This is a genomic window from Flavobacterium sp. (assembly GCF_044341185.1).
Taxonomy (GTDB): Bacteria; Bacteroidota; Bacteroidia; order Flavobacteriales; family Flavobacteriaceae; genus Flavobacterium.
Genome location: NZ_JBIISE010000011.1, coordinates 22113 through 36066 on the forward strand (window position 1 = coordinate 22113; position 13954 = coordinate 36066).

The following is a 13954-nucleotide window of genomic DNA, read 5'->3' on the forward strand; positions in this document are numbered from 1 at the left end:
ATTTATTATTCATTCGGTTCAATATGAATCAAGACGTGACCTAATTCTAAAATCTTACTTCTCAAGGTGTCTTTTAGTTTATGTGCCAAATCGTGTCCTTCTTTCACAGAAATAGTTGCATCAACAATAGCGTGTAAGTCCACATGATATTTCATTCCTGCTTTTCTGATAAAACATTTCTCTGTACCTATTATTCCATCTACTTTTAATGATTCAATGCGAATGTTTTCTACCAAATCATCATACCGATGTTCGTCCATAATTTCACCTAAAGCAGGTCTGAAAATTAAATAACTATTATAAATAATGAAAAAAGAAGCGAATAAAGCTGCCCAATCATCAGCAGATTCGTAGCCCTTTCCTAGAACTAAAGCTATAGAAATTCCAATAAAAGCTGCTATTGAAGTAATTGCATCACTTCTATGATGCCAGGCATCTGCTTTTAAAGAAGAACTATTGGTAATAATACTTTTTTTCATTACCATTTGAAACGAATATTCTTTCCAGCAAATAATTATTGCCAATACGATTAATGTCCAAGATTTTGGTAAATCATGAGGCGTTCCAATATTTATTATACTTTCATAGGCAATAATTGTAGCGGAAGTAATTAAAAATCCAACTACAAGAAAAGTAATTAAAGGTTCAGCTCTTCCGTGACCATAAGGATGATTTTCATCTGCTGGTCGGTTTGAATATTTAATTCCAAATAAAACTAAAAACGAAGCAAAAATATCCGTTGTAGATTCTATTGCATCAGCTACTAATGCATAAGAATTCCCGAAAAAACCAGCCAACCCTTTAATTATCGCTAAACTGGTGTTGCCAATAATACTAAAATAAGTGGCTTTTATGGCTGTTTGCTCGTTTGTCATTTTATAGTTTCATTTAAAACGTTACATTGACCTTATTAGTTTTTCCGTCTCTAATAAAAACAACTTCTTTCGTTTCACCTGAATTAATTTTGGCTAAACATTCCATATAACTATACACTTCTTTGACTTCACAATCGCCAATTTTTGTTATGATATCACCTTCTTTAATTCCGGCTTTAATGGCTGGACGGTCTTCAGTTACGCCGTCTACGTGTAACCCATCGCCATGTTCAGCATAATCTGGCATAATTCCAAGAGTTACTTTGTATTTTGCCATTTTCTTTTCGCTGTTTATTTTGGTTTTGGTAAATTCAATGTTTTCTTTTTCGGCCAATTCATTTGCAATTCTAAAAACATAATTTACAATATTGGTTACGCCATAATAATTAATTTTTTCTTCATCATCACTTGGTTTGTGATAATCTTCATGCGTTCCTGTAAATAAAAACAGTACAGGAATATCTTTTAAGTAAAATGAAGTATGATCAGATGGTCCAATTCCGCCAGTTTCTTCTGTAACTCCAAATCCCGCAGGTTTGTTACGTTGAATTAATTCTGAGAAAATAGGAGAGGTACCCGTGCCACCAACTATAAGACTTTTCTTATCGTCTAATCTTCCAATCATATCCATATTAATCATTGTGATTACATTTGGATAAAGCGTTTTAATTGATTCAGCCATATGTTTTGAACCAATTAAGCCGTCTTCTTCGCCAGAAAATAAAGCAAAAATGAAATTTACTTTTTCTTTTGTATTGTTTTTTGCATAAATACGAGCCAAATCTAAAACACCAGCTACACCGGAAGCATTGTCGTCTGCACCATTATGAATTATACCTTTAGAGAACGGTTTGGTAGAATTATTATGTTCGTTTCTTCCCAAATGGTCGTAATGTGCCCCTATAACAATGGTTTTTTTTGCCCCATTATCTAAATAAGCAATTACATTATTTGAATTTAATAAATCGCCTACAACTGTTGAATCTGCATGTGGATTTGTTTTGTATCGATATGAAAAAGGCTGTAAAAAGGTTTTGTTATAAGGTTGTAAACCTAATTTTTTAAATTCACTTTCAATATATTTTGCGGCTGTTTTCTCGGCTTTACTTCCAGAAAGTCTTCCTTCTAAGGCATCAGAAGATAAATACGAAATGTGTTTTTTTAAATTTTTACTATCAGCATTTTCAACTTCATCTGTTTCTACCCAATCGGCAATAAATACATTTGTTTCACGCGCTTTATCTTGTTGACGATTACTTGAAAATACTAATTTTTTTCCGTCAGGTGAAAATTGTGGAAACGCATTAAATTCACTTTCATAGGTAATTTGTTTCAATCCAGTACCATCAATGTTAATCATATACAATTGAAAATCATATCCTTTAGTAGCGTGATGATTGGATGAAAAAATAATTTTTTTGTCTGATGGATGAAAAAAGGGCGCCCAATTGGCTTTACCTAATTTGGTGATTTGTTTTAAATCTGAGCCATCAATATTACAAGTATAAATTTCCATATTAGTTGGCATCACTAAATTTTCTGCCAATAAATCTTTGTATTCTTTAACGTCTTTTTCTGTGGTAGGGCGAGAGGAACGAAAGACTAATTTTTTACTATCGTGCGAAAAGAAACATCCGCCATCATATCCCAAACCAAACGTAATTTGTTTTAAATTGCTACCATCAATATCCATGGTGTAAATTTCTAAATCACCTGAACGAATACTTGTGAAGGCTATTTTTTTTCCGTCAGGAGAAACCACAGCTTCAGCATCGTAACCTGGAGAATTCGTTAATTTTTTTACAATTTCACCCGATTTAGTTGCCATATAAATTTCAAATTCAGGATAAATGGCCCATAGGTACTTTCCGTCTTTAGGTTTTGGTGGGGCAGGACAAGCTACATTGGCTTCATGAGTAGAAGCATAAATAATGTGTTTGCCATCTGGCATATAATATGAACAAGTAGTTCTTCCTTTTCCTGTAGATACTAATTTCAGATTGTTAAAATCAGTTATGGGTTGTGTTAAATCTAACGAGTAAATTTGATCGCATGGTACACCAAATTGTGTATTGGTAACTTGCATGGTCAAGTTTTTACTATCAGGACTAAAATATGCCTCAGCATTATCACCACCAAAAGTTAGTTTTTTTATATTTCTTAGATTTCTTTCTTGTCCTTGAACAGTTAATGAAAGAAATAGAAACGAAAGAAATGCGTATTTATTTATTGCCATTTTATTTTATATTTTATTTATTTTTTAAGATTCAATCTGCTTTCGACTTTTGACTTTTAGCCATGTACAGTAACACCTTCACCGTATTTAGCGATTACACTCGCTTCATATGTTAACCAAGCTTTCCAGCGTTTTTCTACATCGATATTTCCTGCATATTTTCTGGCTAAGTTTATAAAAGTAGTATAATGAGCGGCTTCGCTTTCCATTAAATCTCTATAAAACTGAGCTAATTCTTCATCTTTTAAATTCTCAGAAAGCACTTTAAATCGTTCGCAACTTCTGGCTTCAATCATAGCTGCAAAAAGTAAACGTTCTATTAATCCGCCTTCACGACTTCCATCTGAGGACTTTTTTAAAAACTTCATTAAATCGTTCACATAATCGTCTTTTCTTTCTCTTAAAAATTCATAACCACGTGCCTTAATAATATCATGAACCATTTGAAAATGTTGCATTTCTTCAATAGAAATCGCAGTCATTTCTGTTACCAAGTCTTCTTTCTCAGCATTATTAATAATTAGCATTATAGCATTTGTTGCGGCTTTTTGTTCGCACCAAGCATGGTCACTTAAAATATCTTCTAAGTTTTCTTCTACTATATTTGCCCAACGAGGATCTGTTGGTAATTGCAATCGTAAAATAGACATATTATTGAAGGTTATGAGGTTTATAATGTTTAAAAAAAGTGTTGTTGTTTAAAAAAGGCATTATGATTGTTACATAATACCTTTTTATTTTTTTTACTTTTTATTTATTTTAATTAAAAAACAAACATAGCTCTTTCGCCCATAAGTTCGTTAACTTCTTCAGCTACTTCTTCTATTACAGCTTCATTAGTGTAATTCATTAATACTTTGTCTATTAAAGCGACAACGGTTTCCATATCTTCTTCAACCAATCCACGAGTTGTAATTGCTGGTGTTCCAACACGAATCCCTGAAGTAACAAATGGCGATTTGTCATCAAACGGCACCATATTTTTATTTACAGTAATTTCAGCTTTAACCAATGCGTTTTCAGCATCTTTACCAGAAATGTTTTTGTTACGTAAATCAATCAACATCATGTGGTTATCAGTTCCTCCAGAAATTAATTTATAACCTCTTTTGTTGAACGCTTCTGCCATAGCTTTTGCATTTTTTTGCATTTGTAATGCATAACGGAAAAATTCATCTGTTAACGCTTCACCAAACGCAACTGCTTTAGCGGCAATAATATGCATTAACGGACCTCCTTGATTTCCAGGGAAAACAGACATATCTAAAACATGACTCATCATTCTAATATCGCCTTTTGGAGTCGTTAATCCCCAAGGGTTTTCAAAATCTTTTCCCATCATAATTAATCCACCACGAGGACCACGTAATGTTTTATGAGTTGTAGTAGTAACAATATGACAATGTGGAATAGGGTCGTTTAATAATCCTTTTGCAATTAATCCAGATGGATGAGAAATGTCAGCTAATAAAAGTGCACCAACTGAATCTGCAATTTCACGGAAACGTTTAAAATCCATATCACGAGAATAAGCTGATGCGCCTGCAATAATCATTTTAGGTTGCTCTTTTGTAGCAATTTCTTGAATTTTATCGTAATTTAATAATCCAGTTTCTTCTTCTACACCATAAAAACTTGGAGTATATAATTTGCCTGAAAAATTTACTGGTGATCCATGAGTTAAATGTCCACCGTGAGACAAATCAAATCCTAAAATTTTATCCCCTGGTTTTAAACAAGCTGCAAAAACAGCTGTGTTTGCTTGTGAACCTGAATGGGGTTGTACATTAGCATATTCAGCTCCAAACAACTCTTTTACGCGGTCAATAGCAACTTGCTCTACAATATCTACTACTTCACAACCGCCATAATATCTTTTTCCAGGATATCCTTCTGCGTATTTATTGGTTAAACATGAACCAGCAGCTTCCATTACCTGGTCGCTCACAAAGTTTTCTGAAGCAATTAATTCAATCCCATGAATTTGTCTGTCTTGCTCGTCTAAAATTAGGTCAAAAATAAGTTCGTCGCGTTGCATTTTTAAGTATAAATTTAAATTTTGTCAAAAATACAAAAAATGTTTGGTAAATTGATTCTATAGTTTAATTTTGATTGCTCAATTATCAACAAAATAATACACGAAATAGATATGCCAAATTTTGCAAATGATCCAAGTAGAAAGTCTTGGTTAGATGTTAAAAAAGATAGTGATTTTCCAATTCAAAACATTCCATTTGGAGTTTTTATCACTAAAGAAGATGTAATCACAATAGGTACAAGAATAGGTGATTATGCTATTGATATGGGAGCTCTACAACAATTAGGGTATTTTGAAGGTATTGAACTTACTGACGATATGTTTATGCAAGATACCCTTAACGACTTTATTTCTGATGGTAGAAAAACTTGGCGTTTAGTACGAAATAGATTATCGGATATTTTTTTAGATACCAATCCAAAATTAAGAGATAATGATTCGCATAAAAATATTGTTATTTTCAAGATAGATGATGTTGAAATGTTATTACCTGTTCAAATTGGTGATTATACTGATTTTTATTCAAGTAAAGAGCACGCTACTAATGTAGGAAAAATGTTCCGCGATCCAGAAAATGCATTATTACCAAACTGGTTGCATATTCCAGTTGGATATCACGGAAGAAGTTCTACGATTGTGCCAAGTGGTATACCAGTTCATAGACCATACGGGCAAACGTTACCAAATGGCGAAACCCAACCTGTTTTTGGACCATCAAGATTGGTAGATTTCGAATTAGAAACGGCTTTTATTACTACGGATGCAAATTTGATGGGAGAACCCGTTTCAGTTGCAGAAGCAGAAGAATGTATTTTCGGAATGGTTTTATTTAACGACTGGTCTGCAAGAGATATTCAAAAATGGGAATATGTTCCTTTAGGTCCCTTTTTAGCAAAGAACTTTGCGTCATCCATTTCGCCATGGATTGTTACTTTAGATGCTTTGGAACCTTTTAAATGTGCTTCTCCAGAACAACATCCAAAGCCATTACCTTATTTACAACAAACGGGAAATCATGCTTACGATATTAATTTGCAAGTAGCCATTCAGCCAGAAAATACTGTTGAAACGATAGTGTCAAACTCTAATTTTAAATACATGTATTGGACTATGAGTCAGCAATTGGCTCATCATACAATTAATGGTTGTAGAGTGAATTCTGGAGATATGATGGGAAGTGGTACGATTTCAGGACCCACACCAGATTCTTTCGGTTCGATGTTAGAACTTTCTTGGGGGGGACAAAATCCAATTAAAATGAATGATGGTTCAGAACGTAAATTTATTAATGATAACGACACGGTAATTATTAGAGGATATTGTCAAAATGACCAAATTAGAATTGGTTTTGGAGAAGTATCAAGTAAATTACTTCCTGCTATTGAATTGAAATTTTAAGGTAACACATTATTTTCCAAATATAAAAGTGTATATATGAAAAGGAATATTATATTATTACTAACCTTGTTTTTGTTTTCTTGTGGAGTAAAAAAAACGCAGTCTATGTTAAGTAATGGCGACTATGATGGCGCTATTGAAAGAGCTTTAGATGGTTTAAGAACAAATAAAAATGCCAAAGGAAATCAAGATTATGTATATCTTTTGGAAGAAGCTTTTGCCAAAGCGAAAGAACGTGATTTAAATAATTTATCATTATTGGTAAAAGAAAAAAATCCTGCCAATTTTGAGAAAATCTATAATTTGTATAACCAATTACACAACCGACAAGATAGAATAAGAGGTGTTTTACCTTTAAAGTTATTGAAAGAAAATAGAAATGCAATTTTTCCTTTTAACGATTATTCTAACGAATTAATTGCCAGTAAAGCTGATTTGTCTATATATTTATATGATAATACAAAAAAACTACTTGCTTCTAAAAATAAATTAGTTATCCGAGATGCATATGATGATTTGGCGTATTTAGATAAGTTAAATCCTAACTATAAAGATGTTCGAGATTTAATGGATCAAGCGAAATTTAAAGGAACTGATTTTGTATTAGTGTCTACTAAAAACGAAACAAATATGGTTATTCCATCTCGTTTACAAGATGATTTATTAGACTTTAGTACGCTTGGAATTAATGATAAATGGACTGAATATCATAATAAAAAACAAAGCGATATTTTTTATGATTTTTCATTGGTTGTAAATTTCAGAGAAATTAAAATTTCACCAGAACAAGTTCGAGAGAAACAATTTGTTAAAGAAAAACAAATTAAAGATGGAACTAAACCACTTTTAGATGACAAAGGTGTTCAAGTTAAAGATTCGGAAGGTAAACCTATGGTTGTAGATGTTATGAAAACAATCTCAGCAAGTATTTATGAATTTACTCAATTTAAATCGGTACAAACAACTGCTAAAGTTGAATTTCACGATTTAAATACGAAACAATTAATTGATGCCTACCCGTTATCAAGTGAATTTGTTTTCAATTATATTTATGCGAATTATAATGGAGATAAACGAGCTTGTGAACAAGATTATTTTCAATATTTTGACAGAAGAGCAGTACCGTTTCCAACAAACGAACAAATGGTTTATGATTCAGGTGAAGATTTAAAAGAAAAATTGAAATCCATAATTTCAGGCAACAGATTTAGAAGATAAATAATGAATAAAAAAATCTCTTTTTTAAAAGCGATTTTTTTATCTTAAATTAAGTAAACTGTTTCAAATCTTCTGCAGCAATACTATCGTGGGAAGCATTAAAAACCGCTTTTCCATTTTGTATGACCAAAATTTGAGGTGATTGATGCGTAACATTATATCTATGTGCTATCTCGTTTGATAAATCTCTGTGATGTAATAAATCTAATAAATACCAAACTATTTTTTCTTCAGGATAATTAAATTCAGCATCAAATTGTTTTAAAGCCATTCTACTGATGCTACATCTTGTACTGTGTTTAAAAATTACAATAGACTTTGTAGCTGAAATTTCATCAATCTCATCAAATTGTTCCATTTTATCTAATTGAAAATATTTCACATCTTCTTTTGAAGATTCTGATTCTTCTGATGAGGTTTCCTTAAAGAAATTTTTTAAAAAATTCATTTTTGTTAATTTTTTAAGACATTTTGTCTGTTTTTAATTGTTTTTAATTGTAAATCAATGACAATTTGTCAATTTTATGACTATGGAATGTAAATTGACCAATTTTAAACAAATATACTACAACTAAAGTATAATTAATAAGAGTTTAAAACATAAAAAATATGAGCTTAAATAATTTAACTATTAAATCGCAAGAAGCTTTGCAAACGGCTCAGCAAATTGCACAAAATTTTGGGCAACAACAGCTTGAAAACGAACATATTTTTAAAGCTATTTTAGAAATTGATGCTACAGTAACACCATTTATTTTAAAGAAAGTAAATGTAAATATGGACGTGTTTCAAAAAATGTTAGACCAAACTATACATGTTTTTCCAAAAGTTTCTGGTGGTGAAATTATGTTTTCACGAGAAGCGTCTTCTACATTAAATGAAGCGACAACTTTTGCAAAAAAAATGAATGATGATTTTGTTTCAATTGAACATATCATTTTAGCCATTTTTAAATCGAAAAGTAAAGTGGCTCAACTTTTAAAAGATCAAGGGGTTACAGAAAAAGACTTACTTGCAGCCATTACGGAACTTAGAAAAGGTGAACGAGTAACTTCTTCATCAGCAGAGGAAACGTATAATGCGTTAAATAAATACGGAAAAAATTTAAACGATTTAGCTAAAAACGGAAAATTAGATCCAGTAATCGGTAGAGATGAAGAAATTCGGAGAGTATTACAAATTTTAACTCGAAGAACCAAAAACAATCCGATGTTAGTTGGTGAGCCTGGTGTAGGTAAAACAGCCATTGCAGAAGGATTAGCACACAGAATAGTAGATGGTGATGTACCAGAAAATTTAAAAGATAAAATTGTGTATTCCTTAGATATGGGTGCATTAATTGCTGGTGCAAAATACAAAGGTGAATTTGAAGAAAGATTAAAAGCCGTTGTAAAAGAAGTGACTTCAGCGGAAGGCGATATCATTCTTTTTATTGATGAAATTCATACGCTTGTAGGAGCAGGAGGAGGAGAAGGTGCTATGGATGCGGCAAATATTTTGAAACCCGCTTTAGCAAGAGGTGAATTACGTGCGATTGGTGCTACAACTTTAGACGAATATCAAAAATATTTTGAAAAAGATAAAGCTTTAGAACGTCGTTTTCAAAGAGTTACTGTTGACGAACCCGACACAGAAAGCGCCATTTCAATTTTACGTGGAATCAAAGAAAAGTACGAAACACATCATAAAGTACGAATTAAAGATGATGCTATTATTGCCGCAGTTGAATTGTCGCAACGTTATATTACGAATCGATTTTTACCAGACAAAGCTATAGATTTAATGGATGAAGCGGCTTCAAAGTTACGTATGGAAATTAATTCAAAACCAGAAGAATTGGATGTTTTGGATAGAAAAATCATGCAATTAGAAATTGAAATTGAAGCCATTAAGCGAGAAAAAGACGAATCGAAATTAAAGATTTTAAATATTGATTTGTCAGAACTAAAAGAACAACGTAATGAAATTTATGCCAAATGGAAATCGGAGAAAGATGTTGTAGATGCTATTCAAAGCTATAAGCAACAAATTGAAGATTATAAATTAGAAGCAGAAAAGGCAGAAAGAGATGCAGAATATGGTAAAGTTGCCGAACTAAGATATGGTAAAATCGTTGAAGCACAAAAGAAATTAGACGCGTTACAAATTGAATTACTTGAAAATCAAAGTGAAAAATCGCTAATTAAAGAAGAAGTTACACAAGAAGATATTGCTGAGGTTGTTGCAAAGTGGACAGGAATTCCGGTTACAAAAATGCTACAAAGTGAGCGTGAAAAACTACTGAATTTAGAAGATGAATTGCATAAAAGAGTTGTGGGTCAAGAGGAAGCTATAGAGGCTATTTCTGACGCAGTAAGAAGAAGTCGTGCCGGTTTACAAGACATGAAAAAACCTTTAGGAACGTTCCTTTTCTTAGGTACAACTGGAGTTGGAAAAACAGAATTAGCGAAAGCTTTAGCCGATTATTTGTTTGATGACGAAAATGCGATGACGCGAATTGATATGAGCGAATACCAAGAACGTCATAGCGTAAGTCGTTTGGTTGGCGCACCTCCAGGATATGTAGGATATGATGAAGGGGGACAATTAACAGAAGCAGTACGACGCAAACCGTATTCGGTAATTTTGTTAGATGAAATTGAAAAAGCACATCCGGATACGTTTAATATATTATTACAAGTATTAGATGAAGGACGATTAACGGATAATAAAGGACGTTTGGCTGATTTTAAAAATACCATTATCATAATGACTTCAAATATGGGAAGCCATATTATTCAAGAAAAATTTGAGAATGTAAAAGGAAGTATTGACGCAGCTATGGAAACGGCAAAAGTTGAGGTTTTAGCCTTATTAAAACAAACCGTTCGTCCTGAGTTCATTAACAGAATCGACGATATTGTACTATTTACTCCATTGACAAATGATAATATCAAACAAATTGTAGGTTTACAATTAAAATCGGTGTTTAAAATGCTAGAACAACAGCATATTTCCATGTCGGCAACAAATGAAGCGATTGAATATTTAGCCGTAAAAGGATACGAACCAGAATTTGGAGCCCGACCAGTAAAAAGAGTGATTCAACGAGACGTATTAAATAAGCTATCGAAAGAAATTTTAGCAGGAACCATTAAAACTGATTCTATTGTTTTACTAGACTGTTTTGATAATCAATTGGTATTTAGAAACCAAAAGTAATTTATAAAAATAAAAAATTTTTAAGTCTAGTCGTCGAAAGATGGCTAGACTTTTTTATATTTACTTCATAAAGTAAGCAATATGCATCCAGATATTCAAAAATATAATAACAATCAAATTGGAGAAAATTATCTAATCTGTAGTCTTTTGTCTGAGATAATTATGGATAATTTACCAGAAGCCGAAAACAAAGTTTGGCACGCCCATCCGGTTTGGTTTTTAGAGGGTAATCCAATTTTGGGTTATAATAAATTGAAAGATTGTGTACGATTGCTATTTTGGAGTGGTGCGAGTTTTGAGGAAAAAGAACTTAAAATAGGTTCTGGAAAATTCAAGGATGCATCAAAAAGATATACGGAAGTCTCACAAATAAATAGAGAAGATGTAATCCGTTGGATTGAAAAAGCAAAAGTAATTCAATGGGATTATAAAAATATTGTGAAACGAAAAGGTGTTTTATTGCGTTTGAAATAAATGAAAAAATTCTTATTTTTGATAAAACAAAAATTTCCCAAAACCGACTTCGTTAATCAGTAGGTTTCTTTTTTTATAATTGTATGAATCTACTAGAACTTTTTGCCCAACACGACATTTCCATTTTAATAATTATAGCTTTTGCTTCGCTTTTAGCAGGATTTATTGATGCTATAGTTGGTGGTGGCGGATTAATACAATTTCCCGCTTTTATGATTTTATTTCCAAATTCAAGTATTCCAACTGCTTTTGGAACTAACAAAATAGCTGGGCTTTCAGGTACATCAATTGCAGCTGTTCAATATGCAAAACGAGTAACGTTCAATTGGAAATTATTATTAATTACTGCTTTTAGCTCCTTTATTTTTTCTTTTATTGGTGCGAAATTGGTTAGTCGAATTGACGTGAACATTCTGAAACCTTTTATCTTTTTTATGTTAATTGCTATTGCCATATATACATTTAAAAAGAAAGATTTTGGATCTTATTCTACAAAAGTGTTATCCGATAAAAAAAAGTATTTATTTGGATTTTTATTGGGTATTATTATTGGTTTTTATGATGGTTTTTTAGGTCCAGGAACAGGAAGTTTTTTAGTTTTAGGATTTGTAGCACTTTTGGGATTTGAATTTTTAGAAGCATCTGCGTATGCGAAAATAATAAATTGCATCACCAATATTTCCGCCCTTTACGTGTTCCTTTCGCAAGGAAATTATATTTTAGAAATTGCAATTATTATGGCGATTTCCAATATATCTGGAAGTATAATTGGAACCAGAATGGCTATTTTAAAAGGCAATCAGTTTATTCGAAAATTATTTTTATTCGTGGTAGGCATAATGATTTTTCGTTATGGATATGATGTTTTTTTTAGTTAGATTTGTTTTTCATTATAAAAACCCCAAATTTATGAAGAACATTGTAATCCTTTTCGGTACGCTATTTTTATTTTCTTGTCAATCTACCAAGAAATTTAATCAGCAATTAACACAACCTATTGCTGTAGCTCAGCTTCAAAAAGACGTAGATTATTCGTACAAAAAACTAAAACAATTACATCCAAAATTGTATTGGTATATTTCTAAAGAAAAATTAGATTTTAAGTTTGATAGCTTAAAAAAATCTATCCAAAAGTCAATGACGGGTTTGGCTTTTTATAAAGAATTGAGCCAAGTGGTTAAAAATGTTGGACAAGGACATTTAAGCGTTTCACCAAGTTTACCAAAATCTACAAAAAAAGAAGTAAAAGCACTAAATAAAAAAGGAAAATCACCTTTTTCACAATTTGATTTTGAATATATCGACAACAAATTAATAATTACTAAAAATCGCTCAAGGTATAATATAAAAGCGAATACCGAAGTTATTTCCATAAATTCTGAAAAACCATCCGATTTAATTTCATTGTTTTCTAAAAGAATAGCTTCGGACGGTTTTAATACAACCTTTATTAATAGATATTTAGGAAAATATTTCGGTGCGTTTTTTAATTTAGATAAAGGAAAAGTACAAGATAGTTTACATCTACTCCTAAAACTTGAAGGAAAGGATTCTCTTTTTGTTGTGAAACGAGATACATTCGGTTCAAATTCAAATCAAAAGATGCCTAAATTATCAAAAAAGGAAAGAAAAGAAAAAGCTAAATTTAATAGTAAATATGGCTTTAATAGCGATACTAAAACATTTACCAGAGAATTAAAATTTTTGGATAAAGATAGTATCACTGCAATGATATCGATTAAACAGTTTTCAAATGGAAATTATCACGATTTTTACGAAGAAGCTTTTAACATATTATCTTTAGCAAACACTAAAAATTTAATTATTGATTTGCGTAATAATGGTGGCGGAAGATTGAATGAAATTGCTAATTTATATAGTTATTTAACGCTGGAACCGTTTGTCTTTATTGATGATTACGAAGTAGTATCAAAAACCAGTTTTTTACATATGAATTATTTTAAAGGAAGTGGTTATGTTACTAAGTTTTTTAAGATTTTAGGCGCGCCTATTTTTTATCCTTTATTTTATTTTAAAACAAGAAAAGAAGCAAGTGGTACCTATTTAAGTAATCGACATTCTAAACAAAGTAAGCCAAAACCGAATAATTTTAAAGGTAAAATTTATGTATTAATTAATGGTGGTAGTTTTTCGGCATCAAGTATTATTTCTTCAAATTTAAAGTCAACCCAACGTGCTTTTTTTGTAGGCGAAGAAACCGGAGGTGCTTATAATGGAACGGTTGCTGCTCAAATGCCTTTGGTGCAATTGCCAAATAGTAAAGTGAATTTACGAATAGGTTTAGCTTTGGTAAGTGCCGCTGGTAAAACAAATATTGAAGGAAGAGGTGTTTTTCCAGATAAAGAAATTTTACCTACTTTAGAAGATAGAAATAACAATATTGATCCCGAGTTAAATTGGATTTTAGAGGATATAAGAAGAGAAAAAGAAGTAGAATTATTAATTAAACTAAAAAATAAATAGTTACAACACCGATTATAGAAATTTTTAAAA

At 31.5% G+C, this 13954-nt stretch carries 11 protein-coding genes; 6 read left to right on the forward strand and 5 right to left on the reverse strand.

The genetic code is table 11. From position 1 onward, the window contains the following. Positions 1-5: 5 nt before the first annotated feature. The 4 genes from ACIQZ1_RS03825 to glyA form a co-directional block, all read right to left on the reverse strand. A complete protein-coding gene (locus tag ACIQZ1_RS03825) occupies positions 6-875 on the reverse strand; it encodes a cation diffusion facilitator family transporter (RefSeq protein WP_396159231.1) in 870 nt (289 codons plus the stop codon). Positions 876-888: 13 nt separating this feature from the next. Then, on the reverse strand, positions 889-3111 hold the full coding sequence (locus ACIQZ1_RS03830; RefSeq protein WP_396159233.1) for a M20/M25/M40 family metallo-hydrolase: 2223 nt from the start codon (positions 3109-3111) through the stop codon (positions 889-891). Between the two features lie 56 nt (positions 3112-3167). Then, positions 3168-3755 carry a tRNA-(ms[2]io[6]A)-hydroxylase gene (locus tag ACIQZ1_RS03835; RefSeq protein ID WP_396159270.1) on the reverse strand — a complete coding sequence of 196 codons (588 nt, stop codon included), beginning with the start codon at positions 3753-3755 and terminating at the stop codon, positions 3168-3170. Between the two features lie 119 nt (positions 3756-3874). After that, entirely contained in the window at positions 3875-5149 is a 1275-nt protein-coding gene (gene glyA / locus ACIQZ1_RS03840; protein ID WP_396159234.1) for a serine hydroxymethyltransferase, read from the reverse strand. A gap of 111 nt (positions 5150-5260) precedes the next feature. On the opposite strand from glyA, the gene fahA reads away from it, so the two are divergent. Next, positions 5261-6547: a fumarylacetoacetase gene (fahA, locus tag ACIQZ1_RS03845; protein WP_396159236.1), complete on the forward strand. Its 1287-nt coding sequence runs from the start codon at positions 5261-5263 to the stop codon at positions 6545-6547. Between the two features lie 36 nt (positions 6548-6583). Then, complete coding sequence (locus ACIQZ1_RS03850; RefSeq protein ID WP_396159238.1) at positions 6584-7765, forward strand: hypothetical protein; 1182 nt, start codon at positions 6584-6586, stop codon at positions 7763-7765. Between the two features lie 49 nt (positions 7766-7814). Here the strand turns inward: ACIQZ1_RS03850 and ytxJ are convergent, their stop codons facing one another. Further along, the gene (gene ytxJ / locus ACIQZ1_RS03855) at positions 7815-8213 is read right to left on the reverse strand and encodes a bacillithiol system redox-active protein YtxJ (RefSeq protein ID WP_396159240.1); all 399 of its coding nucleotides are present in this window, start codon (positions 8211-8213) and stop codon (positions 7815-7817) included. Positions 8214-8374: 161 nt separating this feature from the next. Here ytxJ and clpB point away from each other — a divergent pair, with 161 nt between their 5' ends. The 4 genes from clpB (at position 8375) to ACIQZ1_RS03875 (ending at position 13924) form a co-directional block, all read left to right on the forward strand. Next, the gene (clpB, locus tag ACIQZ1_RS03860; RefSeq protein WP_396159242.1) at positions 8375-10966 is read left to right on the forward strand and encodes an ATP-dependent chaperone ClpB; all 2592 of its coding nucleotides are present in this window, start codon (positions 8375-8377) and stop codon (positions 10964-10966) included. 81 nt (positions 10967-11047) lie between these two features. Next, a complete protein-coding gene (locus ACIQZ1_RS03865) occupies positions 11048-11440 on the forward strand; it encodes a DUF1801 domain-containing protein (protein ID WP_396159244.1) in 393 nt (130 codons plus the stop codon). Positions 11441-11523: 83 nt separating this feature from the next. Then, positions 11524-12318, forward strand: coding sequence for a sulfite exporter TauE/SafE family protein (locus tag ACIQZ1_RS03870; protein WP_396159246.1), 795 nt, complete (start codon positions 11524-11526; stop codon positions 12316-12318). Positions 12319-12349: 31 nt separating this feature from the next. Continuing rightward, positions 12350-13924, forward strand: coding sequence for a S41 family peptidase (locus ACIQZ1_RS03875; protein ID WP_396159248.1), 1575 nt, complete (start codon positions 12350-12352; stop codon positions 13922-13924). Positions 13925-13954 lie beyond the last annotated feature (30 nt).